General features: G+C 64.5%; 27 protein-coding genes and 1 tRNA gene. 8 read left to right on the forward strand and 20 right to left on the reverse strand.

Translation table 11 applies throughout. From position 1 onward, the window contains the following. The 5 genes from moaD to LPA45_RS10370 form a co-directional block, all read right to left on the reverse strand. Positions 1 to 258, reverse strand: coding sequence for a molybdopterin converting factor subunit 1 (moaD, locus tag LPA45_RS10350; RefSeq protein ID WP_029048714.1), 258 nt, complete (start codon positions 256 to 258; stop codon positions 1 to 3). Between the two features lie 45 nt (positions 259 to 303). After that, positions 304 to 1,545, reverse strand: coding sequence for a gephyrin-like molybdotransferase Glp (glp, locus tag LPA45_RS10355; RefSeq protein ID WP_317921161.1), 1,242 nt, complete (start codon positions 1,543 to 1,545; stop codon positions 304 to 306). Between the two features lie 186 nt (positions 1,546 to 1,731). Continuing rightward, positions 1,732 to 3,177 (reverse strand): threonine synthase, encoded by a 1,446-nt coding sequence (gene thrC, locus LPA45_RS10360; protein ID WP_317921162.1) that lies wholly within the window; start codon positions 3,175 to 3,177, stop codon positions 1,732 to 1,734. 29 nt (positions 3,178 to 3,206) lie between these two features. After that, positions 3,207 to 4,517, reverse strand: a complete 1,311-nt coding sequence (locus tag LPA45_RS10365) for a homoserine dehydrogenase (RefSeq protein ID WP_317921164.1) — start codon at positions 4,515 to 4,517, stop codon at positions 3,207 to 3,209. A 49-nt stretch (positions 4,518 to 4,566) separates the two neighbouring features. Then, positions 4,567 to 5,802, reverse strand: coding sequence for a pyridoxal phosphate-dependent aminotransferase (locus LPA45_RS10370; protein WP_116320468.1), 1,236 nt, complete (start codon positions 5,800 to 5,802; stop codon positions 4,567 to 4,569). 354 nt (positions 5,803 to 6,156) lie between these two features. Between LPA45_RS10370 and LPA45_RS10375 the strand changes: the two genes are divergently transcribed. The 5 genes from LPA45_RS10375 to LPA45_RS10395 all read left to right on the forward strand — a co-directional run bounded on the left by LPA45_RS10375 (position 6,157) and on the right by LPA45_RS10395 (position 10,480). Then, a complete protein-coding gene (locus tag LPA45_RS10375) occupies positions 6,157 to 6,546 on the forward strand; it encodes an Mth938-like domain-containing protein (protein ID WP_317921166.1) in 390 nt (129 codons plus the stop codon). Positions 6,547 to 6,687: 141 nt separating this feature from the next. Then, entirely contained in the window at positions 6,688 to 7,152 is a 465-nt protein-coding gene (locus LPA45_RS10380) for a peroxiredoxin (protein WP_116320466.1), read from the forward strand. Between the two features lie 364 nt (positions 7,153 to 7,516). After that, a complete protein-coding gene (locus tag LPA45_RS10385; RefSeq protein WP_317921168.1) occupies positions 7,517 to 9,220 on the forward strand; it encodes a PhoH family protein in 1,704 nt (567 codons plus the stop codon). A gap of 130 nt (positions 9,221 to 9,350) precedes the next feature. Beyond that, positions 9,351 to 9,761 (forward strand): hypothetical protein, encoded by a 411-nt coding sequence (locus LPA45_RS10390; RefSeq protein ID WP_116320464.1) that lies wholly within the window; start codon positions 9,351 to 9,353, stop codon positions 9,759 to 9,761. A gap of 47 nt (positions 9,762 to 9,808) precedes the next feature. Continuing rightward, positions 9,809 to 10,480, forward strand: a complete 672-nt coding sequence (locus LPA45_RS10395; protein ID WP_317921171.1) for a C40 family peptidase — start codon at positions 9,809 to 9,811, stop codon at positions 10,478 to 10,480. 73 nt (positions 10,481 to 10,553) lie between these two features. On the opposite strand, the gene LPA45_RS10400 is transcribed toward LPA45_RS10395, so the two are convergent. The 8 genes from LPA45_RS10400 to LPA45_RS10435 form a co-directional block, all read right to left on the reverse strand. Continuing rightward, positions 10,554 to 11,561 (reverse strand): inorganic phosphate transporter, encoded by a 1,008-nt coding sequence (locus tag LPA45_RS10400; protein ID WP_029048704.1) that lies wholly within the window; start codon positions 11,559 to 11,561, stop codon positions 10,554 to 10,556. A gap of 13 nt (positions 11,562 to 11,574) precedes the next feature. Next, a complete protein-coding gene (locus LPA45_RS10405; protein ID WP_010809517.1) occupies positions 11,575 to 12,201 on the reverse strand; it encodes a DUF47 domain-containing protein in 627 nt (208 codons plus the stop codon). Positions 12,202 to 12,392: 191 nt separating this feature from the next. Beyond that, positions 12,393 to 13,784 carry a replicative DNA helicase gene (locus LPA45_RS10410; protein WP_116320462.1) on the reverse strand — a complete coding sequence of 464 codons (1,392 nt, stop codon included), beginning with the start codon at positions 13,782 to 13,784 and terminating at the stop codon, positions 12,393 to 12,395. A 196-nt stretch (positions 13,785 to 13,980) separates the two neighbouring features. Beyond that, on the reverse strand, positions 13,981 to 14,433 hold the full coding sequence (gene rplI, locus LPA45_RS10415) for a 50S ribosomal protein L9 (protein ID WP_116320461.1): 453 nt from the start codon (positions 14,431 to 14,433) through the stop codon (positions 13,981 to 13,983). A 31-nt stretch (positions 14,434 to 14,464) separates the two neighbouring features. Next, entirely contained in the window at positions 14,465 to 14,743 is a 279-nt protein-coding gene (gene rpsR / locus LPA45_RS10420) for a 30S ribosomal protein S18 (protein ID WP_317921179.1), read from the reverse strand. 3 nt (positions 14,744 to 14,746) lie between these two features. Then, positions 14,747 to 15,046 (reverse strand): primosomal replication protein N, encoded by a 300-nt coding sequence (gene priB, locus LPA45_RS10425; protein WP_116320459.1) that lies wholly within the window; start codon positions 15,044 to 15,046, stop codon positions 14,747 to 14,749. Between the two features lie 77 nt (positions 15,047 to 15,123). Beyond that, complete coding sequence (gene rpsF / locus LPA45_RS10430) at positions 15,124 to 15,498, reverse strand: 30S ribosomal protein S6 (protein ID WP_042886264.1); 375 nt, start codon at positions 15,496 to 15,498, stop codon at positions 15,124 to 15,126. Between the two features lie 110 nt (positions 15,499 to 15,608). Beyond that, entirely contained in the window at positions 15,609 to 16,601 is a 993-nt protein-coding gene (locus LPA45_RS10435; RefSeq protein WP_116320458.1) for an asparaginase, read from the reverse strand. A 289-nt stretch (positions 16,602 to 16,890) separates the two neighbouring features. Between LPA45_RS10435 and lexA the strand changes: the two genes are divergently transcribed. Further along, positions 16,891 to 17,547 carry a transcriptional repressor LexA gene (lexA, locus tag LPA45_RS10440; protein WP_029048697.1) on the forward strand — a complete coding sequence of 219 codons (657 nt, stop codon included), beginning with the start codon at positions 16,891 to 16,893 and terminating at the stop codon, positions 17,545 to 17,547. A 113-nt stretch (positions 17,548 to 17,660) separates the two neighbouring features. Continuing rightward, a complete protein-coding gene (locus LPA45_RS10445; RefSeq protein ID WP_199414611.1) occupies positions 17,661 to 17,831 on the forward strand; it encodes a hypothetical protein in 171 nt (56 codons plus the stop codon). 36 nt (positions 17,832 to 17,867) lie between these two features. On the opposite strand, the gene LPA45_RS10450 is transcribed toward LPA45_RS10445, so the two are convergent. The 7 genes from LPA45_RS10450 to LPA45_RS10480 all read right to left on the reverse strand — a co-directional run bounded on the left by LPA45_RS10450 (position 17,868) and on the right by LPA45_RS10480 (position 24,550). After that, positions 17,868 to 18,317: a hypothetical protein gene (locus LPA45_RS10450; protein ID WP_233528172.1), complete on the reverse strand. Its 450-nt coding sequence runs from the start codon at positions 18,315 to 18,317 to the stop codon at positions 17,868 to 17,870. A 155-nt stretch (positions 18,318 to 18,472) separates the two neighbouring features. After that, positions 18,473 to 18,548, reverse strand: a tRNA-His gene (locus LPA45_RS10455). Between the two features lie 102 nt (positions 18,549 to 18,650). Beyond that, positions 18,651 to 18,929: a hypothetical protein gene (locus LPA45_RS10460; protein WP_116320456.1), complete on the reverse strand. Its 279-nt coding sequence runs from the start codon at positions 18,927 to 18,929 to the stop codon at positions 18,651 to 18,653. Between the two features lie 878 nt (positions 18,930 to 19,807). Beyond that, positions 19,808 to 20,785 (reverse strand): tRNA dihydrouridine(20/20a) synthase DusA, encoded by a 978-nt coding sequence (dusA, locus tag LPA45_RS10465; protein ID WP_233528171.1) that lies wholly within the window; start codon positions 20,783 to 20,785, stop codon positions 19,808 to 19,810. Positions 20,786 to 21,057: 272 nt separating this feature from the next. Then, positions 21,058 to 21,621, reverse strand: a complete 564-nt coding sequence (locus tag LPA45_RS10470) for an NADPH-dependent FMN reductase (protein WP_116320454.1) — start codon at positions 21,619 to 21,621, stop codon at positions 21,058 to 21,060. 158 nt (positions 21,622 to 21,779) lie between these two features. Further along, positions 21,780 to 22,868, reverse strand: coding sequence for an enoyl-CoA hydratase/isomerase family protein (locus tag LPA45_RS10475; RefSeq protein ID WP_116320453.1), 1,089 nt, complete (start codon positions 22,866 to 22,868; stop codon positions 21,780 to 21,782). A gap of 113 nt (positions 22,869 to 22,981) precedes the next feature. Continuing rightward, on the reverse strand, positions 22,982 to 24,550 hold the full coding sequence (locus LPA45_RS10480) for a methyl-accepting chemotaxis protein (RefSeq protein WP_317921185.1): 1,569 nt from the start codon (positions 24,548 to 24,550) through the stop codon (positions 22,982 to 22,984). A 257-nt stretch (positions 24,551 to 24,807) separates the two neighbouring features. On the opposite strand from LPA45_RS10480, the gene LPA45_RS10485 reads away from it, so the two are divergent. After that, on the forward strand, positions 24,808 to 25,668 hold the full coding sequence (locus tag LPA45_RS10485) for a sterol desaturase family protein (RefSeq protein ID WP_317921186.1): 861 nt from the start codon (positions 24,808 to 24,810) through the stop codon (positions 25,666 to 25,668). Positions 25,669 to 25,723 lie beyond the last annotated feature (55 nt).

Raw genomic sequence — 25,723 nt, forward strand, 5'->3', positions numbered from 1 at the left:
TCAGCCTCCGGTAACGGGCGGGAAGAAAGCCACTTCACAGCCATCGGTGATCGCCGTATCAGGGCGCGCCACCGCGTGGTCGACGGCCATGCGCAGCGCGCGGCCTTCGGCCAGGGTCTCGGCCCAGGCGCCGCCGCGCTGGCGCAGCCACTGGCGCAGCTCGCCCACGGTGCGCACCTCGGCCGGCACTTCGGCGCGCTCCTCGGCCACGCCGAGCTGTTCGCGCACGCTGGCGAAGAATCGTAGTTCGATGGTCATGACTGCCTCTTTGTACTGACGGTACTGACGGGTAATGCGGGCCGGCTACGCGAGCAGGCCGTCAAACGGAATGAATTGCACGGTATCGCCGCGCGCGATGGCCTGGTTGGGCGGGTTGTCGATCAGCCCGTCGCCCCATACCGTGGAAGTGAGCACGCCGGAGCTCTGGTTGGGGAACAGATCCAGCCCGCCCTCGGCGTTGATGCGCGCACGCAGGAACTCATTGCGGCGGTCACCCTTGTTCAGCTCGAAATCGGCGCGCAGCGGCAGGCGGCGCGGCGCCACGTCAGTCACGCCCTGCTGGCGCAGGATGAACGGTCGCACGAACAGCAGGAAGGTGACGAAGCTCGACACCGGGTTGCCCGGCAAACCCAGGAAGAACGCTGGCTCGGACCCCGCGCTGGTGACCTGGCCGAAGGCCAGCGGCTTGCCCGGCTTGATCGCGATCTGCCACATGTCGAGCCGGCCTTCGGCCTCGACCGCAGGCTTGATATGGTCTTCCTCGCCGACCGACACGCCGCCCGACGTGATGATCAGATCGTGGCCCTGAGCCGCGCGGCGCAGCGTTTCGCGCGTCGCCGCCAGCGTATCGGGCACGATGCCGAAGTCGGTGACCTCGCAGCCCAGGTTTTCCAGCAGGCCACGCAGCGTGAAGCGATTCGAGTTATAGATCGCACCCGGCTTGAGCGGCTCGCCCGGCATCGCCAGTTCGTCGCCGGTGAAAAACACCGCGACGCGCACACGGCGCACCACGTCGAGCTTTGCCTGGCCAACCGACGCGGCGAGCCCCAGCGCCTGCGGCGTCAGCCGCGTGCCGGCCGGCAGGATCACGCTGCCGGCCTCGATATCCTCACCTGCACGCCGGATCCATTCACCGGATTGCGGCACGTGGTTGACGATCACATCCTCGCCTTCAGCCGTGCATTGCTCCTGCATCACGACGGCGTCGGCACCCGGCGGGATCAGGCCGCCGGTAAAGATGCGCGCGGCGGTGCCAGGCTGCAGTTCGGTGCCGACATGCCCCGCTGGAATACGCTGCGACACGCGCAGCCGCGCGCCCGCTGCCGGGACGTCGGCGGCACGCATGGCGTAGCCATCCATCGAGGTGTTGTCCGCCGGCGGCACGCGCAGCGTGCTGGTCACGGGCGCGGCCAGCACGCGGCCGTTGGCGTCTAGCGTGTCGAGCTGCTCCACCTGCGCCAGCGGGCGCGCGGCGGACAGCAGTGCGTCGAGCGCCTGGGCCATGGTCAGCATCGGGGGACGGGAAGGTGCTGCGGCTTGGGTCATGGTGCGATGTGCAGGAAGGGTTGGCCCATGCGGGTTGACCAAAAAGAAACGGCCCGCGCATTGCCATCCGCCTATGATGGGGAAAGCAATCCGGGGGCCGAGGATCGGGCCCGCAGCCTGATTGTAGCGAGTTGGCGCGGACACGGCACGCGGCGGTGCCGCAGCGTGCCCATGGCGCCAGCGTGCTTACAGGCCGGTGTGGCCGGCGATATAGGCCTTCACCTTGGCCGCGTCGGCCGGCATCACTTCAAAGCGCTGCGGCAGGCTCTCGATGCCTTCGAACCTGGCCGGGCGCTCCGGCTCATGCCCAAGCGCCTCGCGGATGGTGTCGGCGAACTTGGCCGGCAGCGCGGTTTCCAGCACCACCATCGGCACGCCGGCGCTGAGATGCTCGCGCGCCACCTTGACGCCATCGGCGGTGTGGGTATCGATGGTGATGCCATAGCGCGACGACAGGTCGCGGATGGTCGCCACCCGGTCCTCGTGCGTGCTGCGCCCCGAGACAAAGCCGAACTCGCGGATGCGGTCGAATTCCGGCGTGCCCGACAGGTCGAAGCCGCCCTGCTCTTCCACGTCGCGGAACAGCGCCGCCAGCTTGCCGGCGTCCTGGCCCAGCAGGTCAAACACAAAGCGCTCGAAGTTCGAGGCCTTGGAGATGTCCATGCTCGGGCTGGAGGTGTGGTACGTCTCGGCCGACTTGCGCACACGGTAAGCGCCAGTGCGGAAGAACTCGTCGAGCACGTCGTTCTCGTTGGTGGCAACCACCAGCTTGTCGATCGGCAGGCCCATCATGCGCGCGATATGGCCGGCGCAGACGTTGCCGAAGTTGCCCGACGGCACGCAGAACGAGACCTTCTGGCCCGGGCCATCGGTGGCGAGCAGCCAGCCCTTGAAGTAGTACACCACCTGGGCCACCACGCGCGCCCAGTTGATCGAGTTGACCGTGCCGATCTTCTGGCGGGCCTTGAAATCGTGGTCGTTGGAGACGGCCTTGACGATGTCCTGGGCGTCGTCGAACACGCCTTCGATGGCAAGGTTGAAGATGTTCGGATCCTGCAGGCTGAACATCTGCGCGGTCTGGAACGCGCTCATCTTGCGGTGCGGGCTCAGCATGAACACGCGGATGCCGCGCTTGCCGCGCATCGCGTATTCGGCGGCGCTGCCGGTGTCGCCGGAGGTGGCGCCCAGGATGTTCAGCTCCTGGCCGGCACGGGCGAGCGCGTACTCGAACAGGTTGCCGAGCAACTGCATCGCCATGTCCTTGAAGGCCAGCGTCGGGCCGTTGGACAGGCCCAGCAGTTGCAGCCTGGTGCCGCCTTCCTCGCCCAGCGTGCGCAGCGGCGTGATGTCGGCGGTGTTATCGCCTTCGCGCGCATTGCAGTACACCTCGGCGGTATAGGTCTTGCGCGTCAGCGCGCGCAGGTCCTCGGCGGGAATATCATCGCAGAACTTGCGCAGGATCTCGTAGGCCAGGTCGGCGTACGGCAGCTTGCGCCAGGCCTCCAGCTCGTCGGCCGTGACTTGCGGATACTGCTTCGGCAGATACAGGCCGCCATCCGGGGCCAGACCGCCGAGCAGGATCTCGGAGAACGATTGCGGCATGTCATGGCCGCGGGTCGACTGGTATTTCATGTGGCTCTGTGGCTGTACGGTGGCTGCGCTTAGTTCAGTTCTTCCATGCGCAGGCGCGTCACGGCGGACAGTACGGTCGGCAGCGCCTCGATCTTGGCGATGGCGGCGTTGACGTGCTTCTCGCGCGTGATGTGCGTCAGGATGATGATGTCGGTCTGCGGCTCGCCTTCGCGCGATTCCTTTTGCAGCATGGCGTCGATCGAGATGCCGCCCTCGGCCAGGATGCGGGTGATCTCGGCCAGCACACCGGTCTCGTCGGCAACGCGCATGCGCAGGTAGTACGAACTGTTGATCTCTTCGATCGGCAGCACCGGCACGCTCGACAGCTCGTCCGGCTGGAACGCCAGGTGCGGCACGCGATGGTTCGGGTCGGCGGTGTGCAGGCGGGTCACGTCGACCAGGTCGGCGATCACGGCCGAAGCGGTCGGCTCGGCGCCGGCGCCCTTGCCGTAGTACAGCGTCGCGCCCACGGCGTCGCCCTGCACCAGCACGGCGTTCATTGCGCCTTCAACGTTGGCGATCAGGCGGGCGGCGGGCACCAGGGTCGGATGCACGCGCAGCTCCACGCCGTCATCGCGGCGGCGGGTGATGCCGAGCAGCTTGATGCGGTAGCCCAGTTCCTCGGCGTACTTGATGTCGGTGGCGGACAGCCTGGTGATGCCTTCCACGTGCGCGCGGTCGAACTGCACCGGCATGCCGAACGCGATCGCGCTCATCAGCGTGACCTTGTGCGCGGCATCGACGCCCTCGATGTCAAACGTGGGATCGGCCTCGGCGTAGCCCAGTTGCTGCGCTTCCTTCAGGACCACGTCGAAATCCAGGCCCTTGTCGCGCATCTCCGACAGGATGAAGTTGGTGGTGCCGTTGATGATGCCGGCGATCCACTGGATGCGGTTGGCGGTCAGGCCTTCGCGCAGCGCCTTGATGATGGGGATACCGCCGGCGACCGCGGCTTCGAAGGCGACGATCACGCCCTTCTTGCGCGCGGCTTCGAAGATCTCGTTGCCATGCACGGCCAGCAGCGCCTTGTTTGCGGTGACCACGTGCTTGCCGTTCTCGATCGCCTTGAGCACCAGTTCGCGGGCCACGCCGTAGCCGCCGATCAGCTCGATGACGATGTCGATGTCGGGGCGCGTCACCACCTGGTGCGCGTCGCTGACGATCTCCACTTCCCCGTTGGTCAGTTCGCGCGCGCGTTCGGTGTTGAGATCGGCCACCACGGCAATCTCGATGCCGCGGCCGGCGCGGCGACGAATTTCTTCCTGATTGCGCTTGAGCACGTTGAACGTGCCGCTACCGACGGTACCGATGCCGAGCAGGCCAACTTTGATGGGGTTCATGGACAATCTTCTGAGTTGCTAAGGATGGGTTGCGGCGCGGCCCGCGAAATCAGGCCGCTGCCTTGCCGTGGCGTTTCCGGTACGCCTCGAGGAAACGCGCGATGCGGTTGATGGCCTCGCGCAGGTCTTCCTCATGCGGCAGGAACACGATGCGGAAATGGTCGGGCTTGGCCCAGTTGAAGCCGGAGCCTTGCACCAGCAGCACCTTGGACTCCTGCAGCAGTTCGTAAATGAACTCCTGGTCGTCCTGCACCGGATACATCGACAGGTCCAGCTTCGGGAACAGGTACAGCGCCGCCTTGGGCTTGACGCAGGTCACGCCCGGAATCGCGGTGATCAGTTCATAGGCCAGGTCGCGCTGGCGGCGCAGGCGCCCGCCTTCCGCGACCAGGTCGTTGATGCTCTGGTAGCCGCCCAGCGCGGTCTGGATCGCCCACTGGCCCGGCACGTTGGCGCACAGGCGCATCGACGACAGCATGTTCAGGCCTTCGATGTAGTCGATGGCCGGGCGCTTGTCGCCCGACACCACCATCCAGCCGGCGCGGTAGCCGCACGAGCGGTAGTTCTTGGACAGGCCGTTGAAGGTCACCGTCAGCACGTCGGTCGACAGCGACGCGATCGAGGTGTGGGTGACGCCGTCGTACAGGACCTTGTCGTAGATCTCGTCGGCGAAAATGATCAGGCCGTGCTCGCGCGCGATGGAAACGATTTCGAGCAGCAGTTCGTCCGAATACAGTGCCCCGGTGGGGTTGTTCGGGTTGATGATGACGATGGCCTTGGTATGCGGCGTGATGCGGGCACGGATATCGGCCGGATCCGGCATCCAGTCGTTGGCCTCGTCGCAGATATAGTGCACCGGCGTGCCGCCCGACAGGCTGACCGCGGCGGTCCACAGCGGGTAGTCAGGCGCCGGCACCAGCACCTCATCGCCGGTGTTGAGCAGCGCGTTGACCGCCATCACGATCAGTTCGGAGGCGCCATTGCCAACATAAATATCGTCCAGGCCAACGCCTTCGATATTTTTTTGCTGGGTATAGTGCATGATCGCCTTACGCGCGGCGAAAATACCCTTCGAATCAGAATAACCTGCCGAATTCGGCAGGTTTCGCATCATGTCCTGCTGAATCTCTTCCGGCGCGTCAAAACCGAAAACGGCCAGGTTGCCGATATTCAGCTTGATGATCTTGTGCCCTTCTTCCTCCATCTGCTTGGCCTTTTCCAGCACCGGACCGCGGATGTCGTAGCAAACGTTATTGAGTTTGTTGGATTTCTGGATGGGTTTCACGGCGATGTCGGGGCAGGCTGTCGGGCAGGGATAGTGTGCCGCGTCGGCGGCACCGGGCAGAGCATCTGGCTAAATCTGAACGAACGCGGAGGCGCCGTCCGCTGCAATGCAACGCGGGTGTGGCACGGGCGTGGCAAACAGGGAGGCAAAAGCTATAATTTATCGGATTATGACAGACTTCGGCAGGGATTCTTGCATTGCAGCGTACGCCAGCCGCGCGTACGGCAATCGACCGCGGGCCATGGCCCGCCCCTGCGCCTGTCCTGCCCGTCACACCACGACCGCCCGCGCTGCCGGCCATCCGCCCCACGGGCCGGCCAGGCAATCCGCGGCGGCCGCCGCAGAGGCCTCCAAGTGAAACTCCACGCCGACCAGACCCCGTCGCTGAATACCGTCACGGCCTATGGGCCTGACTACATCGAGATCAACCTCGTCCGCCACACCACCTCGATCCTGGTCATGCCCGAAGGCGAGATCCGGCCCTGGCCGGTGAACCGCTTCGAAGACTTGGAGCCGGCTCATTTCGAGCAACTGGCCGAACTCGGGCCCGAAGTGGTGCTGCTCGGCACAGGCTCCCGGCTGCGCTTCCCGCATCCGCGCCTGACCGCGTCGCTGTCGCGCCGCCATGTGGGCGTCGATGCCATGGACATGCAGGCCGCCTGCCGCACCTACAACATCCTGATGGCCGAAGGCCGCAAGGTGGCCGCGGTGCTGCTGCTCGAACCGGCTGCCGACGCCGTCTGACACCGACGCGGCCCCGCGGCGCCCAAGCAAAGTTGAGCCCACGCCACGCTTGAAGTCCGGGTGCGCGCCCCAATCTGCTCACGCTACGGTGGCAGCACCCCCTTCCCGAATCTCCCTGCCCCTTGCCCAGGAGCCACAAGAATGACGATCAGTCTCAACAAGGCCGTACCCGACTTCAGCGCGCCGATGACAGGCGACGCCACCTTCCGCCTTGCCGACTTCCGCGGCAAGACGGTGGTGCTGTACTTCTACCCGAAGGACAACACGCCGGGTTGCACCACGGAGGCCATGAACTTCCGCGACCAGTACGATGACTTCATCAAGGCCGGCGTGCAGGTGTTCGGCCTCTCTCGCGACAGCATCCGCTCGCACGAAAACTTCAAGGCCAAGCTCGAGCTTCCGTTCGAACTGATCTCCGATGCCGACGAAGCGGTGTGTTCACTGTTCGATGTCATCAAGATGAAAAAGCTTTATGGCAAGGAGCATCGGGGCATCGAGCGCAGCACCTTTGTCATCGACGGCAAGGGCATCCTGCGGCACGAGCTGCGCGGCATCAAGGTGCCGAACCATGTCGACGAAATCCTGGAACTGGTGCGCGCCATCTGAGGTATTGCGTGCGTGCATTCCGCGTACAGCCGGCGCCGCAAAGGGTTGGCAAACCCAATTGCCAAACCCGGGACCTTCGGATACATTGGCCCGTAATGAGTTCAGATTCCGGATGCCACGCTGATTCGACTTCCCGGCCCAGGCGGTTCGCGCCACAGGCCGGTCGCGGACCCGCCGTGTCGCCGGTCCGCAAAGAAGCCGCCAACCCTGTTATGCAGGCATGGCGGCTTTTTTGTTTGCACTCATGCCTGTCCGCGCCGGGTGCCTCGCGCATGCATGCCCCGGCCCCTGGCCACGACGCCGCCGTGCGTCGCGGCACGGACGCTTTCGCCCCTCTCTCGTCCCCCTGAAAGGAAAGCCAAGCATGCCGCTGCCTACCATGCCCGCCAAGCCTGCCCAATTGCTGGATCCGAGCGAATTCGCTCCGGTCTCCGCGGTGCCCAAGGCCAAGTCCGCCACACAGGCCAAGAAACCTGTGCCGGCACTCGAGCGCGTGGCATTGCTGGAAACCGGCGAGGCCAAGCAGCCTGCCGTGAAGGCACGCGCCGCCGGTGGCACCCGCGCCCGCAGCACCGAAACCCCGGCAGGGCCGGCGCCGGCGGTCAACGCCCCGCCGGTCAGCCTGGTCAAGCCCGTGGCCGGCACCTCGCGCCGCGCGCGCAAGACCGAAGGCCCGAGCAAGCTGTTCGTGCTCGACACCAACGTGCTGATGCACGACCCGAGCTCGCTCTTCCGCTTCGAGGAACACGACATCTATCTGCCGATGATGACGCTCGAAGAACTGGACAACCACAAGAAGGGCATGAGCGAAGTCGCGCGCAACGCGCGCATGGTCAGCCGCACGCTCGATTCGCTGGTGGGCGGCACCGACGGCGTACTCGACGAAGGCTTGCCGCTGGAAAAACTCGGCAACCGCGACGCGCAGGGCAAGCTGTTCTTCCAGACGCGACTGAACGACATCAAGCTGCCCGAGGGCCTGCCGCAAGGCAAGGCCGACAACCAGATCCTGGGCGTGGTCAGCGCGCTGCAGCAGCAGTACCCCGAGCGCCAGGTCGTGCTGGTGTCCAAAGACATCAACATGCGCATCAAGGCGCGCGCACTGGGGCTGCCGGCTGAGGACTACTACAACGACCAGGTCCTGGAAGACAAGGACCTGCTCTACGCCGGCGTCATGCAGTTGCCCGGCGACTTCTGGGCCAAGCACGGCAAGGGCGTGGAAAGCTGGCAGGACCCCAAGTCCGGCGCGATGTTCTATCGCCTGACCGGGCCGCTGGTGCCGTCCTTCCTGGTCAACCAGTTCGTCTACCTGGAACCGGTCGACGGCAGCCTGCCGCTGTACGCGCAGGTCAAGGAAATCAATGGCAAGACCGCGCTGCTGCAGACGCTCAAGGACTACACGCACCACAAGAACAACGTGTGGAGCGTGACCGCGCGCAACCGCGAGCAGAACTTCGCGCTCAACCTGCTGATGAATCCGGACATCGACTTCGTCACGCTGCTGGGCCAGGCCGGTACCGGCAAGACGCTGCTGGCGCTGGCAGCGGGGCTGGAGCAGGTGCTCGACCAGAAGCTCTACAACGAGATCATCGTCACTCGCGCCACCGTGCCGGTCGGCGAGGACATCGGCTTCCTGCCCGGCACCGAGGAAGAGAAGATGCAGCCGTGGATGGGCGCCTTCGACGACAACCTGGAAGTGCTGCAGAAGAGCGACGACAGCGCCGGCGACTGGGGCCGGGCGGCCACGCAGGAGCTGATCCGCTCGCGCATCAAGGTCAAGAGCATGAACTTCATGCGCGGCCGCACCTTCGTCAACAAGTTCGTCATCATCGACGAGGCGCAGAACCTGACGCCCAAGCAGATGAAGACGCTGGTGACGCGAGCGGGCCCCGGCACCAAGATCATCTGCCTGGGCAATATCGCGCAGATCGACACGCCGTACCTGACCGAGGGCTCGTCTGGCCTGACCTACGTGGTGGACCGCTTCAAGGGCTGGAGCCACAGCGGGCATATCACGCTGGCGCGCGGCGAGCGCTCGCGCCTGGCGGACCACGCCGGCGACGTACTCTGACGCGGGCAGCGGGCCGGCGCGCCTACCCCTTGCGGGCGGGTGCGCCGGCCCGTTGTCGTGAATGGCAAGCGCATTGCGGCTATGATGTCCGCACATGCGCTTGTTGTCCCGCACCCCACTGGAGGCGTCGATGAACCAACAGCATCTCCGCCTGGCCGCGCTGATCGCCGCAGCCATGGCACTGGCCGGCAGCCCGCGCCCTGCGCGCGCCGCGGCTGACGACCTGGTGATCCGCACCATGGGCCCGGTGAGCTATGTCTGCGGCGGTGTCGCCGAAGACGAGCGCCAGGCGCTTGCCGCGCGCGAAAAGGATTTCAATATCGGCATCCTGTTCACCCAGGGCACCGCGGGCGAGTTCCTGTCCGATGTTGCCGTCAAGCTGGTACGCGACGAACAGGAGGTCGCTACCTTCCGCGCCGCCGGCCCCCGCTGCCTGATACGTGCGCCAGAAGGCAGCTACAATATCGAAGCCAGTTACAAGGGCCAGGCCAAGTCGATCAAGGTCAGCACCGGTACGCGCAACGCCCAGCTACGCTGGTAGCGGCAAGGTTTCCGGTGCGCCGGCAGGCCGGCGACCGGAATCCAAGGATGCCATTGCGCCGTACCCATAGTTCTTCCCATCCTCCCGCACCGCCAGGCCTGCTTGCCCGGGCCGGCCTGCCGCTGCTATGCGCCACCGCGCTGCTGCTGGCAGCGTGCGCCAGTTCCCCTCCCTCTCGCCATGGCAGCTTGCCACGCACGCCCGGCAAGCCCATGGTCGATCCGAGCGCCGGGCTGGAAGAAATCTCGATCCAGGCGATGTCGCTGGTCGGCACGCCTTACCGCTATGGTGGCAACACGCCGGACTCCGGCTTCGACTGCAGTGGACTGGTGCGCTATGTGGTATCCCGTGCCGCCAACGTGAACCTGCCGCGCACCACCGAAGCCATGGGGACCCGCGGCAGCACGCTCGACCGCAGCGAAGTCGCTTCAGGCGATCTGGTGTTCTTCAACACCACCGGACGCGCCAACTCGCACGTCGGCATCTATGTCGGCCAGAACCGCTTTGTCCATGCGCCGTCGTCTGGCGGCACCGTGCGGCTGGAGGACATGGGCAAGCCCTACTGGGCCTCGCGCTACAACGGCGCGCGGCGGGTGGTTTCCGGCGCGATCAACCTGCCCCCGCCAGCTACACCAGTCCCTGCGCCGGCCCCGCTGGTACCAGAACCGGCCCCACTGCCTGACGACGACGACCCCATCGCCGCCTTCGCCAACCGCTGAGCGCCCGGCACGCGGGCAAACAAAAAAAAGCCAGGCAGCTGCCTGGCTTTTTGCATGACCGCCCAATCCCGCGTTACAGGATATGGCGCCCGATCCACCATGCGATCGCCGCCATGAAGGCCGATGCCGGAATCGTCAACACCCAGGCCCACACGATATTGCCGGCCACGCCCCAGCGCACCGCGGACATCTTCTGCGCAGAACCGACGCCGACGATGGCCCCTGTGATCGTATGCGTGGTCGACACCGGCACGCCCAGCGCCGAGGCAAAGAACAGCGTCAGCGCCCCGCCGGTCTCGGCACAGAAGCCGCCCACCGGCTTGAGCTTGGTGATCTTCTGTCCCATGGTGCGCACGATGCGCCAGCCGCCGAACAGCGTGCCCATGCCGATGGCCACGTAGCAGCTCACGATCACCCAGGTCGGCGGCTGGCCGCCAGCCATCACGTGGCCACTGGCGATCAGCAGCATCCAGATGATGCCGATGGTCTTCTGCGCGTCATTGCCGCCATGGCCCAGGCTGTACAGCGAGGCCGACACCAGCTGCAGCCGGCGGAACCAGCGGTCTACACGCGACGGCGGAGTGCGGAAGAAGGTCCAGCCCACCATCACCATCATGATCGAGCCCAGCAGGAAGCCCAGGAACGGCGAGATCAGGATAAAGGCCACGGTCTTCAGCAGGCCGCTGCCGACCAGCGCACCGGTGCCGGCCTTGGCCACCGCCGCGCCCACCAGCCCGCCGATCAGTGCGTGCGACGACGACGACGGGATGCCGTAGTACCAGGTAATGACGTTCCAGGCGATCGCCCCGACCAGGGCGCCGAAGATGACGTAGTGGTCGACGATCCCGACATCGATGGTGCCGGTGCCTACGGTGGCCGCCACCTTCAGGTGAAAGACGAAGATCGCGACGACGTTGCACATCGCCGCCATCGCGACCGCATGGTGCGGCTTGAGCACGCCCGTGGACACCACCGTGGCGATCGAGTTGGCCGCGTCGTGGAAGCCGTTCATGAAGTCGAACAGCAGCGCGAGCGCCACCAGCAAGGCGATCACCCACAGGCTCATTTGAATGGTCTGCATGCCGATTGCCGCCTCAGGCGTTTTCCAGGACGATGCCTTCGATGATGTTGGCGACGTCCTCGCACTTGTCGGTGATCGTCTCGAGCTGTTCGTAGATGGCCTTCAGCTTGATCAGGCGCTTGACATCGGTCTCGTCGCGGAACAGCTTCGACATGGCCGAGCGCATCACGCGGTCGGCCTCGGACTCGAGCTGGTCGATCTGCTGGGCGGTCTTCAGGATGGTGCTGGCGTTGCCCATGTCCTCGAGCAGGCCTACCGCGATCTTGACCTGGTCGCAGCACTGCACGCAGATCGCGGCCAGGCGCAGCGCCTCGTCGGTCAGGTTGGTCACGTCGTACAGCGAGATGGTTTCGGCCACGTCTTCCATCAGGTCCAGGATGTCGTCCATGGTCGTGATGAGCTTGTGGATCTCGTCGCGGTCCAGCGGCGTGATGAAGGTCTTGTGCAGCAGGTCGATGGTGTCGTGCGTGATCCGGTCGGCCTTCTTCTCGGTGGCCTGGACGCGGCGGGCATGCGCCTCGGCGTTGGGCAAGTCGTTGACCAGGGCCTGGAGCTCGTGGGCGGCGGTCACCGCGCAGTCGGCATGCTGGTTGAAATATTCGAAGAACTTGCCCTCAGTGGGCATGAATCGGCCGAACATGGAATGTTCCTTAAGGCGGCGCGTGTAGCGCTGCTGATGTGTTACAGATTGAACGAACGCGTGTTATGACAGCCACCGGTTAGGCGGCTGTCATCAAAGCGCAATATTTTACAGGGTTACGCGGACATTGCCCGCCAATTTGGCACAGACGAGACGGTATACGCCGCGATCTCGCAGGCGGCTTGACTTCGTCAGGTGTCGTTGTCGAAGAAGGCCGGGCCGCCGGTGAAGTTGTCGAACTTGGTGAACTGGCCCAGGAAGGTCAGCCGCACCGTGCCGATCGGGCCGTTACGCTGCTTGCCGATAATGATTTCGGCGGTGCCCTTGTCCTGCGAATCCGAGTTGTAGACTTCGTCGCGGTAGATGAACAGGATTACGTCGGCATCCTGTTCGATAGCGCCGGATTCGCGCAAATCGGACATCACCGGGCGCTTGTTGGGGCGCTGTTCCAGGCTTCGGTTCAGCTGCGACAGCGCGATCACCGGGCAGTTGAGTTCCTTGGCCAGACCCTTCAGCGAACGTGAAATTTCTGAAATTTCCGTCGCGCGGTTCTCACCGCCGCCGGAGCCCGACATCAGCTGCAGGTAGTCGATGATGATCAGGCCGAGCTGGCCGCACTGCCGCGCCAGGCGGCGCGAGCGGGCCCGCAGTTCCATCGGGTTCAGCGCCGGGGTTTCGTCGATGAACAACTGCGCATCGTTCATGCGCTGGATGGAATGCGTCAGGCGCGGCCAGTCTTCATCCAGCAGCCGGCCGGTACGCAGCCGGTGCTGGTCCAGCCGGCCGACCGAGCCGAGCATACGCATGGCCAGCTGCGTGCCCGCCATTTCCATCGAGAACACCGCTACCGGCAGGCCCTGCTCCACCGCCACATGCTCGCCAATGTTCAGCGAGAACGCGGTCTTACCCATCGACGGGCGGCCCGCCACGATGATCAGGTCGCCGCCCTGCATGCCGCTGGTCATCCGGTCCAGGTCCACGAAGCCCGTGGGCACGCCGGTCACGTCGCTGGTGCTGTCGCGGTGGTACAACTCGTCGATACGCTCAACCACCTGCGTCAGCAGCGGCTGGATTTCCTGGAAGCCCTGCTGGCCACGCGAGCCTTCCTCGGCGATCGCAAAGACCTTGGACTCGGCTTCGTCCAGCAGCTCGCGCACTTCGCGGCCCTTGGGCGCGAAGGCGGCCGAGGCGATGTCGTCGGCCACGGTAACCAGCTTGCGCAGCACCGCACGCTCGCGCACGATTTCCGCATAGCGACGGATATTGGCCGCGCTGGGCGTGTTCTGCGCCAGCGAATTCAGGTACGCCAGCCCGCCCACCTCCTCGGCCTTACCCGCAACCTGCAGCATTTCGTAGACCGTGATCACGTCGGCCGGTTTGGTGGCCGAGATCAACCGGGCGATGCTCTGGAAGATCATCCGGTGGTCGAAGCGGTAGAAATCCGCCTCCGAAAGGAAGTCCGCAATGCGGTCCCAGGCGGCGTTGTCCAGCAGCAGGCCACCGAGCACCGACTGTTCGGCTTCGATGGAGTGCGGCGGGACCTTGAGGTTGTCGAGTTGGGGGTCGGCGACGGGCGCGTTCATGGGGAGGGATTATAACGGCGGGACGCTGGCAGGAGGACGCACTACGCCGGACATTTGCCAGACACTTGCCTGACAACAGCCGGACATCTGCCAGCCAGCGCCAGCGGAAAACAAAAAAGGCAGGAGCCAGGGCTCCTGCCTTTTCTGCTTGCAGTGCTTCACGCGGCGCCGGGTCCGGCACCGCTGCAGCGGGTCTTCAGACCTGCTCGCCCAGCACCGACACGGTCACGTCGACCACCACGTCGGTGTGCAGCGCGACGCTGATCGGGTGGTCGCCCACCATCTTCAGCGGGCCGTTCGGCAGGCGAACCTGAGCCTTCTCGACCTTGAAGCCCTGGCCTTCCAGTGCCACGGCGATGTCGGCGTTGGTGACCGAGCCGAACAGACGGCCGTCGACACCCGACTTCTGGCTGATCTGGACGGTCAGGCCGTTCAGCTTCTCGCCTTCAGCTTGCGCAGCAGCCAGCTTCTCGGCGGCGGACTTTTCCAGCTCGGCGCGCTTGACTTCGAATTCGGCGATCGCGGTTTGCGTGGCGCGGCGCGCCTTCTTCGACGGGATCAGGAAGTTACGAGCGTAACCGTCCTTCACCTTGACGATGTCACCCAGGTTGCCCAGGTTGATGACTTTTTCCAGCAGAATGACTTGCATCGTGTTTTCTCCGTTACGGACCTAGGGCCTATCAGTTCTTGTGCAGGTCGGAGTACGGCAGCAGCGCGAGGAAACGCGCACGCTTGATTGCCGTATCCAGCTGACGCTGATAGTGGGCCTTGGTACCGGTCAGGCGGGCCGGCGTGATCTTGCCGTTGTCGCCGACGAAGTCCTTCAGGGTGTCCAGATCCTTGTAGTCGATCTGTTCCACGCCAGCCACGGTGAAGCGGCAGAAGCGCTTGCGCTTGAACAGCGGGTTCTGTTGCTGGAAGCGCTTCTTGTTCTTGTTGTCACGTTTGACGAATGCCATGATTCAATCCTTTACGAATGCTTTACATCCGGTGATGTGAAAGACGAGAGCCTTGCTGTTGCGGTGCTTGCGAGCGAGGAATCCTTCGCAGTCGAGCAGCGTGCCGAGCGGTAGCCGCTCAAGCCGCTGGCCGACCGGCCCGATCCCCATCGCTGCGATGGCAAACTCGACCTGGCGTGGCGTTTCCGCCTCGACGGCCTCGCCGCTGTACTGCAGGATGCAGTTCACGACGGGCACCCCGGCCGGGGTAAAGCGCAGGGCATCGCGTTCCGCCAGGGTGGCGGCAAGCCGAAGCTGATTCAACGCGGGGCCTCTCGCTGTTTGCCATCGATGCTGCCGTGGCCGACGCTGTCAGCCATGGCTCGCACCGCAGTCCGCACTCAGGCGGGCTGGCCTTCGGTGGTCGTTTGCGCGGCCTTGCGGGCTTCTTCGCGCTGCACTTCCTTCATCATCGGCGAAGGAGCGGTCTCGGCCTTCTTGGTCTGCACGATCAGGTGGCGCAGGACGGCGTCGTTGAACTTGAACGCGTGTTCCAGTTCAGCCAGGGTGTCCTTGCCGCATTCGATGTTCAGGCAAACGTAGTGAGCCTTGGCCAGCTTCTGGATCATGTAGGCCATCTGGCGACGGCCCCAGTCTTCCACGCGATGAACGTTGCCGTTCTGCGAGGTCACGAGCTGCTTGTAGCGCTCGATCATGGCCGGCACTTGTTCGCTCTGGTCCGGGTGGACGATGAAGACGATTTCGTAATGACGCATTGACGCTCCTTTTGGATTAGCCACCCGGGCGTCACGAGTCCGGTGTGGCAAGGTTGAATAGCCTTAAAGTATAGCTCGGCGACGGACTGGCGCGCAAGCGCACCACTGCATCAAGCCCTGGCAAAAGCCGCCTGCAGGCGCACGGGATCGCCGGCCAGGGCAGGATCCGCCGCCAGCGCCAGCGCCAGCAGCACCCTTGCCTTGTACGGATTCAGATCCGCCGCAGAGACGAAAACGCCATCTGACGGGCTGGGGTGCGGCGGGATCGCCACGTGACCCGCACCGGTACGCGAACTGCGGACCACCGCCACGCCAGCGGCGGCGGCATCCACCAGGGCCTCCGCCAGCACTTCATGGATCGAACCATTGCCGGCTGCGGCCACCACCAGGCCCGCCACGCCGGCCCGCACCAGCGCGTCGACGGCGATACGGCCCGGCTGAGCGTAGCTCGCCACGATCTCAACCACCGGCCATGCGCGCGGCATCGGCCCGATCGCCCAGGCCTGCCGGGGCGTGCGAGCGAACCGCACGAAATCGTCCTGCACCAAGCCAAGCGGCCCGCACTGGGACACAAAGGCATCCACCGCCGACGTATGCGCCTTTGCAATATCGCGCGCCGCGTGGATCTGCTGGTTCAGCACCACCAGCACGCCCTTGCCGCGCGCATCCGGATGTGCTGCCACCCGGACCGCATCAAGCAGGTTGAGCGGCCCGTCGGCTGACAGCGAGGTGGACGGCCGCATCGCCGCTGTCATCACCACCGGGATTGGACACGCCTGGGTCAGGTGCAGCGCCATTGCCGTCTCTTCCAGCGTATCCGTACCGTGCGTAATCACGATGCCCGCCACACCCGCCTGCGCCGACCAGTGCTCGACACGCGCCGCCAGCACGGCCCACAGCGCGAAGGTCATGTCCTTGCTGTCGACTTGCGCCACCTGCTCGGCTTCGATCCGCGCCACCGACTTCAGCGCCGGCACCGCCGCCAGCAACGACGACACGGGCACGGTTGCCGCCTGGTAGTGCGCGCTGCTGGCGGGGTTGCCGGAAGCGCCGGCAATGGTGCCGCCGGTAGCCAATACGACGATGCGAGGCAATTGGGTCATAGGTGCTGGGGGCTCAGGAGACAAGAAGGGAAACGCATGCGCTGGGCGATGGAATCGCGATTGTAATGGCGGACCTCCCCCGGCGGGCCCGCGCCACCGCGGCCGATCGGTCCACGCGCGCCACCAAAAAAATTCTGCTTGCGCTGCCGCCGATACTGTATAAAATCACAGCATACTGTTTAAACATACAGTGCCCGGCGCGCCGGATGCAGGATTTGCGGAAAGCCCCAGCTTGCGGGGCAGCCCTCCCAGCCCTGCCCCCAGCGCGCCCGCACGGAACGGCGATCCCATGGCGACCCTGACACCCCGGCAGCAGCAGATTTTCGATCTGATCCGCAATACGATCCGCCGCACCGGCTTCCCGCCAACGCGCGCCGAGATTGCCGCCGAGTTCGGCTTTTCCTCGCCAAATGCCGCGGAAGAACACCTGCGCGCGCTGGCCCGCAAAGGCGTGATCGAGCTGACGCCGGGCGCCTCGCGCGGCATTCGCCTGAAGGTCTCGCGCAGTGATTCAGAAATGCCGGACCAGTTCTCGCTGCCTATACCCGGCGTATTGCAGCTGACGCTGCCGCTGGTGGGCCGCGTCGCCGCCGGCAGCCCCATCCTTGCCGCCGAGCATATCGACCGCCAGTACCAGGTCGACGCCTCGGTCTTCGATGAACGCCCCGACTACCTGTTGCGCGTACGCGGCCTGAGCATGCGCGACGCCGGCATTCTCGACGGCGACCTGCTCGCAGTGCGCCGCGCCAGCGAAGCGCCCAACGGCAAGATCGTGGTGGCGCGACTGGGTGACGATGTCACGGTCAAGCGCCTGCAGCGGCGCGGCGGCCATATTGAGCTGATCGCCGAGAACCCGGACTTCGCCAACATCATCGTTGAACCCGGGCGCGAAGAGTTTTCGCTGGAAGGCATCGCGGTCGGCCTGATCCGATCCTCCGGCTTCTAGCCGGGCACGGCAGGCCTTGCGCCTGCGCGGACCCACCCGCTTCCATTGCTTTGCAGACGCCGCCCGGCTTGCCGGGTGTTGACCCCGCTTTTGCCTGAAAAAGAGGTGCAACCATGCCGCAAATCCACCACGTCGCCACCCGCCGCCCGGTCAAGCCGGTACCCTTCCGCCAGTGCAAGGGCGTACGCGTCTATCAGGGCGCACAGCGCCGGACTATGGTAGGCAGCATGGCCGCGATCTGCAGGATGCTCGAACTGGAAACCATGGACAAGCTGGCCGTCTGAAGCGGTCCGGTTTCCCGACCAACGGCCTGCCCCGCGTCAGCTACGCGCGCACGCCTTGGTTTCCGTTTCCAGTTCCTGAGGCGTCAACTGCGGAAACCATGTATTGGTCTTGCGCAGCTCGACCGCCGTGCCATCCGGCTTCGCCGTCAGCGAAATCAGATAGGCATACGCAAACTCGCCGGCTCCGTTTAGCTGACCGATCCGAATTTCCGTCTGGTTCTGTGCCGGCAGGCTGACGACCGTGGCGTCATCGCCGAGATTGTTGCGCAGGCATTTGGCAACGTCGGCCATTTTTGCCGGCGTGAACAAGCGCATCGGCGGGCGCGCGCGAACATCTTTCTCCGACGTGCCGGTGGCGCATCCGGCCATCATCGCGGCCACTGCCACGCCAGCGCCAATTACCGCTGCTCGAAGGAACATACGACCTCTTTGGAATTCAAGGCGCGTATGGTACAGGAGCCACATCGATCGCGTGCGGGTCGACATGGAAAGTCACTGCTCCACTAGCGCCTAATGTCGAACATCGATGCTGAGCACCAGCGTTCAGCCAGCGCCGAAACAGCCTGGACCGCACCAGCCTCGCGTCGCACATGCCTACAAAGCAAAACAGCGCCCGTAAAGGCGCTGTTTGCAAAGCAATCTGGGGTGGCTGATGGGACTCGAACCCACGACGACAGGAATCACAATCCTGGACTCTACCAACTGAGCTACAGCCACCGTAGAGGTCATCAGCGAAGCGCTGATCGACGAAAACCAAGATTATACAAACACTTTTTCGAGATGGCTAGTATCCCGCACAAATTTTTTTCAGAATCTGCATCACGCCTTGGGCCGGTGCCACTTGGCCTCCAGCAACACCGCCTGCTTGATGGCTTCGATGGTCTCTGCCTCGGTGTCGAAGTGGCCCAGCAGCCGGCGTGACTTGCCATTGAGGACGGCTTCCTGCAGCGCCCTGCCCGCGCCTTCCGAGATACCGTGGTGCCAGCAGTAGCGCGCTGTCCATTTGCCGTCCTGCAGTTGCTCGGCGACCCAGACCAGCCTGAAGTCCTCAAACACCTCGCCGAATGACTCTTCGTTGTTTGCGTTCGCTTTTTCCACGCTTACTGCCGTCCCTTCGCCTGTGGCGATGCGAAGAATCGTAGCACGCAGGCCAGCTAGCCAGACGGGGCCACAGCGCGCAGGCGCGACAGACCATAGCGGCAAGTCACCAAGCGGCACAGCATATGGCGTGCAAAGCCCCTACCCCTGCAGGGCTCTTGCTTCCTTCCCCGCAGTTTGCTTGGTTTGACAGCAAGGTTCGCTGGAACCTCGCGCATTGGTCATGGCCAAACCATTTTCAGGAATATTGCGAGGATGGAGCATGAGAACAATGCCTGGACGTCTGGCGGGAGTCTTGGCGCTGCTGGGAATGGTGGCGGCGCTGGCAGCCTGTGCGGGCGGCGGAGCCGATGGACGGGAGTCGGGAATCACGACCTATGGAACGCTGGATGTGGGCATCAGCCATACATCGCGATAGCCCTCCCGCCGCAGCGTGACCGGTGGAACTCTTTTCCGGGCAGCCCGGTCAAACCGGCTCGACTGGCGCGATCGCGAAAGATCAAAAAAAGAGTCCGCAGCGCGGACTCTTAACTTTAGCGATCTCAAATGCCCTGAAGGCCGTTGCAATGTAACTGTCATCCGGCAATTGCACCATTCGGGTAAACGAAGAGCGCAAAACGCGCCGACGAAAAAAAGCCCGCCGAGGCGGGCTGAATAATCAGTTGAAGAAAGCCCTGTATTCGAGGGCAGGGCACAGTGTAAAAAAGTGCCCTGCCTCGGCGAATTAGGGGAATCCCTTTGCAGACGCCAGTTACCGGCCGAATTGGCATCGCAAGTGTCGCGCGCGCAACCCTCGGGAATCCCTGCACAATTTGACGATTCGGTGTTAGAGCAAGCACTCAAGCGCTATGTGGCGGCGTCGTTCAGCGCGGCTTGCTTTATGCCGCCAGCGGTTCTGACGCCAGGGGACGCAGGTGTGCGCGCGCCTCTTCAAACAGCGCATCGACATCGGCACGCGTGCGTGCGGCATGCATGCGCTTCGCATCGGACAACACACGGCGCCAGCCGCGCCCTCCGGCAATGCCGCGGTACAGCCCCAGCATATGCCGAGTGACCGCACCCATATACCCGCCGCGTTCGACCAGGTCGCCGATATAGCGCTGCATCGATAGCTCGGCATCCAGCCGCGACCGTACCGGCGCATCAGCATCGCCGTAGAAGCGCTTATCCATTTCGGCCAGGACATAGGGCTGGTGATACGCCTCGCGGCCGATCATCACGCCGTCGACGTGTTGCAGATGCCGCGCCATCTCGTCATGGGTGACGATGCCACCATTGATCAGGATCTCCAGTTGCGGAAATTCCTGCTTCAACTGATAGGCCACTTCATAACGCAGCGGCGGGATTTCGCGGTTTTCCTTCGGACTCAGGCCTTTCAGGATGGCATTGCGCGCATGAACGATAAATGTGTCGCACCCCGCCTCCGCGACCGTGCCGACAAAATCGCGCACAAAATCGTAGTGCTCGATCGTATCGATGCCGATGCGATGTTTCACCGTTACGGGGATGCTGACCGCATCGCGCATTGCCTTCACGCAATCGGCGACCAGTTGCGGCTCCGCCATCAGGCAGGCGCCGAAGGCGCCGCGCTGCACGCGCTCGGACGGACAGCCGCAATTCAGGTTGACCTCCTTGTAGCCCCATTGCTCGCCCAGCCTGGCTGCCTCGGCTAGGTCGGCCGGCTCGCTGCCGCCCAACTGAAGCGCGACCGGGTGCTCTGCCGCATCGAAATCCAGGTGGCGCGGCACGTCGCCATGCAGCAGCGCACCGGTGGTCACCATCTCGGTGTACAGCCAGGTATGGCGGCTGAGCTGGCGGTGGAAGGTGCGGCAATGGCGGTCAGTCCAATCCATCATCGGCGCCACGGATACGCGGCGCGGACTTGCCGCGGCAGGTTTACCTTGAAAATGGGTCATTTCGGAACGGATCGGCGTGGCCAATCCTCATGCTACTCGTAGATATCAACAGCGCCCGGTGGAGGCAGCTCCCGTGCGCCGGGGGCGTCGCACACAATGCAGCCGCAGCGGTATCGCGGCTTTTCGGAAGGCGCATCAGTTTACCACCCCGGCAGATCTTTCGCCGGGGGGCACCAACCTTCAGTAGCGCCCCGGGCCGGTTGCCCGCGAGATCATCGCGCGGCCGCAGTCTTGTCGATCCACGCGCCGAACGTGGTCAGGAATTTGTCGAGGAAGCCCCGCGTCGATTCGTTGGCAATGCCGCCCTGCTCGTCGAACAGCTTGTCGACGCCGCTGATATACGCCTCGGGCTGCTGCAGGATCGGCATATTGAGGAACACCAGCGACTGCCGCAGGTGATGATTGGCCCCAAACCCGCCGACTGCTCCCGGCGAGGCACTGATGATGGCGGCAGGCTTGCCGTCCCAGACGCTTTTGCCGTACGGACGCGAGCCCACGTCGATGGCATTCTTCAGTGGCGCGGGGACCGAGCGGTTGTATTCGGGTGTGACGAACAGCACCGCATCGGCGCGGCGCACGCGGTCGCGGAATGCGGCCCAGGTCTGGGGCGGCTTGTCGTCCAGGTCCTGGTTGTAGAGCTGCAGGTCGCCGATCTCGACGATCTCCAGCTTGAGTTGTGCCGGCGCTTGCGCGATCACCGCCTTGGCCAGCTTGCGGTTATATGACTCCTTGCGCAGGCTTCCCACCAGTACAACGACATCACGAGGATTGCTCATCACGGCTCCTTTGTCTGCGTGGACAGTTGAAGCGGACGGCGCAGGCGCCATGGTTGCCATGGCTGCCCGCGCCGGTCCAGCCACCACTCTACCCGAGTCGCGACTGGCCTGCCGTGAGGGGGGCGGCGCGCGCGGCCGCCGGCGGTTGGACGGACCGATCAGGCGCCCTTTCCCAACGCGGCGAGTGGATGGTCTTCCGTACGCCACGGGCTGTCGAAGAACGACTGGACTGTCTCGCGGCCAACCTCATCCAGCCGGGCATGCTGCCAGCGCGGGTTGTGGTCCTTGTCGATCGCCAGCGCTCGGATGCCCTCGACGCCGTCGCCCTTGCGGAACACGTAATACATCATGTCCAGTTCCATGCGCAGTTCATCTTCGAGCGACATGCCGCGCGCGCGGCGGATCTGCTCCAGCGACACGCACAGCATCAACGGCGAGCGGCTACGCAGCATGGCAGCGGTCTGCGCGGCCCAGTCGCCCGGCGCATCGCTGATGGCCGCCAGGATATCCTGCGCGGTATTGCCGGCGAACAGATCGTCGATCTGTGCGGACAGGCCCGCGAGCGTACTTTGCGCAGGCAGGCAGTCAGCGCGATGCGGCGCGGTGAAGCCTTCGATATGCGCGAGGACGGCATCGCAGCTGGCAAACTGCTGCGCGCGCAGCGAATCGACCAGCTCGGCCAGTCGGTTGCCCGGCAGGTAGGCATCGGCCAGGCCTGCGTACAGCGCATCGGCCGCGTTGATCGCAGTGCCGGTCAGCCCGAGGTATTCGCCGATATGGCCAGGCGTGCGTGCCAGGAACCATCCGCCGCCGACATCGGGGAACAGGCCGATATTGGTTTCGGGCATGGCCATCCTGGTGCGCTCGGTGACCAGGCGCAACCGGGCCCCTTGCGAGATGCCCATGCCGCCGCCCATCACCACGCCGTCCATCAGCGCGATGTAAGGCTTGGCGTAGCGGTGGATCAGGAAATTGAGCGCGTACTCCTCGACAAAGAACCGGTCGAGCAGCGGATCGCCTTCATGCGCCGCCTTGTGGAAGTAGCGGATATCCCCGCCGGCGCAGAACGCCTTGCCGCCGGCCCCGGCGACCACGACTGCCACCACTTCGGGCGCCGAAGCCCACGCCTGCAGCGCCTGGGTGATGGCGCGGATCATGTCCAGCGACAGCGCGTTGAGCGCCTGCGGACGATTCAGCGTCAGGTATCCGATGCCACCATGGACCTCGGTCGTGACGAATTCAGTCATGTCTTACTCCTCCAATGCAACTGGCGATTTTACGCCAGTCGCACCGGCAGGCGTACCCCATGGGCAGCTTGCGGCGCATGCACAGGCGTTGCACGGGCGCCGCGGGCGGTCGCTCAGGCCAGCCTGAATGTCGCCACCAACGAGGTCAGGCGCTGGGCCTGGTCTTCCAGCGAGGCAGCCGCGGCGGCGGCCTGCTCCACCAGCGCCGCGTTCTGCTGGGTCATGCTGTCCATCTGGGACACCGCCACGTTGACCTGCTCGATGCCGTGCGACTGTTCGTCCGACGCCGCACTGATATCGCCAATGATGCCGCTCACGCGCCGCACCGCGTCGACGATGTCCTGCATGGCACGGCCGGCATCGTCGACCAATCCCGATCCTTCGCGCACGTTCGCCACCGAAGTGCCGATCAGCGTCCGGATTTCCTTGGACGCGCTGGCGCAGCGCTGCGCCAGGTCGCGCACATCGCCCGCCACCACCGCGAAGCCGCGGCCGTGCTCGCCGGCGCGCGCCGCTTCGACAGCGGCATTGAGCGCCAGGATATTGGTCTGGAACGCGATCTTCTCGATCACGTCGATGATGTCGACGATCTTGCTCGAACTGCCGTCGATCGAGCGCATGGTATCGACCACGCGCGACACCGCCTCGCTGCCCCGCTCGGCCAGCGCGCTCGCGTCAGTGGCCAGCGTGCGCGCCTCGCGTGCGCTGTCGGCGTTCTGGCGCACGGTGCTGGTCAGCTCTTCCATGCTGGATGCGGTTTCTTCCAGCGATGCGGCCTGCTGCTCGGTACGCTGCGACAGGTCGGCATTGCCGCTGGCGATCTGCTTGCTGGCCGAGGCAATCGCGTCGGCGCCGCCGCGCACGTCACCCACCATCGCCACCAGGCTGTGTTGCATCCGGCCCAGCATGCCGAGCATGCGCGCCGTTTCGTTGCGCGCCGACTCATCGGCATGCGTGCCACCGCTGGTCGCTGCCTGGGCACTCAGGTCGCCGCCGGCGATCCTGTCGAAGCGCGTAATGGCAATGTCGAGCGGCCGCACGATCGAACCGCGCAGGCGCCACGCCACCACCGTACTGAACACCAGGCCCAGCACCAGTGCAATAACCGACGTCGTGAACAGGTTGCGATAGCGATGCTGCGACGCTTCGTAGACCTCCTTCGCGCCGGCGAGCTGCAGCTTGTTGAGTTCGGCATTGACCGCGGTGAAGGCGATGTCGCGCCTGGGGATTTCCTCGAGCACGTACCGCATCACCGCATCACGATCGGCCGCGTGCAGCGCTGCGATCATCGGGGCCACGCCTTGCTTGAACAATGCCTCGCGCTTGGCGGTGACATCATCGACCAGCTTGCTCTCTTCGGCCGAGCGCGGCAGCGCGAGGTAAGCCTTCCATGCCTTCTCGGAATCGCGCGCAAAGCCCTCGGCGGTCGCGGCGCGGGCCCTGGCATCGGAGGGGTCTGTGGCAAAGGTGGCCTGGTCGAGCAACACACGCACCAGCAGTTGGTTCGAGCGCGCTTCGGCAAGATGCACCGCGGCCGACAATTGCTGCGAATAGATCTGGCGCGTGGCATCGTTGCTGCGCGACATGCCGAGCCAACCGACTGCGCCGACAATCAGAATCAACAAGTTGGTAACGATCGTCAGGAACCACAATCTGGCTCCGATGGTTGTGTTCTTGAACATTGAAGCTCCGGGGTAGTAACGCGAAAAATAGCGGGTCGAAGAAGTTTGCGAAATCAGGGACGCGGTATGCCGCCGCCCTGCTCATCTACGGCGCTCACAAGGGTTCCTTAACCCGGATTAGTTGCCTTCCTATGCGCGACACAACTGCGTATCCGTGCAGGAATACGAGGATGGCCGGATGCAGCGCAGCCACATGATGGCGAACGTTTGGAGGAACCCCTCGTAGCAATTCCGGATGGAATGTGCAAACTTGCGGAATGACAACCGAATCGCTCGATCCCGGACTCGTGCTGCTGGCGTTTGCGCCGGTCTTCCTGCTGACCATTGCCGGCGAGGCCTGGTACTGGGCGCGCCGCGACCGGTCGGTGTACAGCCTGCGCGATACCGTCTCCAATGCAGCGCTCGCGCTGATGCACCAGGCCTCTGACGCGTTCTTCCTGTGGCTGATGATTCGGACGGTGTACAGCTGGTGTTACCAGCATGGACTGCGCGCCGTCCCGGAAACGGCGTCGTCGTTCGCGTTATTGCTGTTGCTGCAGGACTTCCTCTACTACTGGTTTCACCGCGCCAGCCATCGCGTGCGCTGGCTATGGGCGTCGCACGTGACGCATCACTCGTCGGAAGGCATGAATTTCTCGACGGCGTTCCGGCAAAGCCTGACGTATCCGCTGTCCGGGATGTGGCTGTTCTGGATTCCGCTGGCGTATATCGGCTTTACGCCGGACTGGGTGATCCTGGCCGTCGGCCTCAACCTGGCATTCCAGTTCTTCGTCCATACGCGGCTGGGGCGGCGCTGGCCGTGGATCGAATCGGTGCTCAATACGCCTTCGGTCCATCGCGTGCATCATGCGAAGAACCCGCAATATATCGACCGTAACTACGCCGGCGTGCTGACGGTCTGGGACCGGCTCTTCGGCACCTTCGTCCACGAGCGGGAGGCTCCGGTGTACGGCATCACGCGCCAGGTAAGCACGCACAATCCGCTGACGCTGACTTTCCACGAATGGCGCGACATGTTCGTGGATGCGTGGCGCGACCGGGATCTCCGCTACCTGTGGAAGCCACCGGAATGGCGCAGCCCGCGCTCGCCCGCGGCGGAGACGCTTCCGCGAACGTAGGTCGGTGCCAGGTGCGCGTGGTGACGCGGCAAAAAAAACCGCGCTCAAAGGCGCG

This window comes from Cupriavidus sp. Agwp_2 (assembly GCF_040784895.1).
In the GTDB taxonomy this organism is placed as follows: domain Bacteria; phylum Pseudomonadota; class Gammaproteobacteria; order Burkholderiales; family Burkholderiaceae; genus Cupriavidus.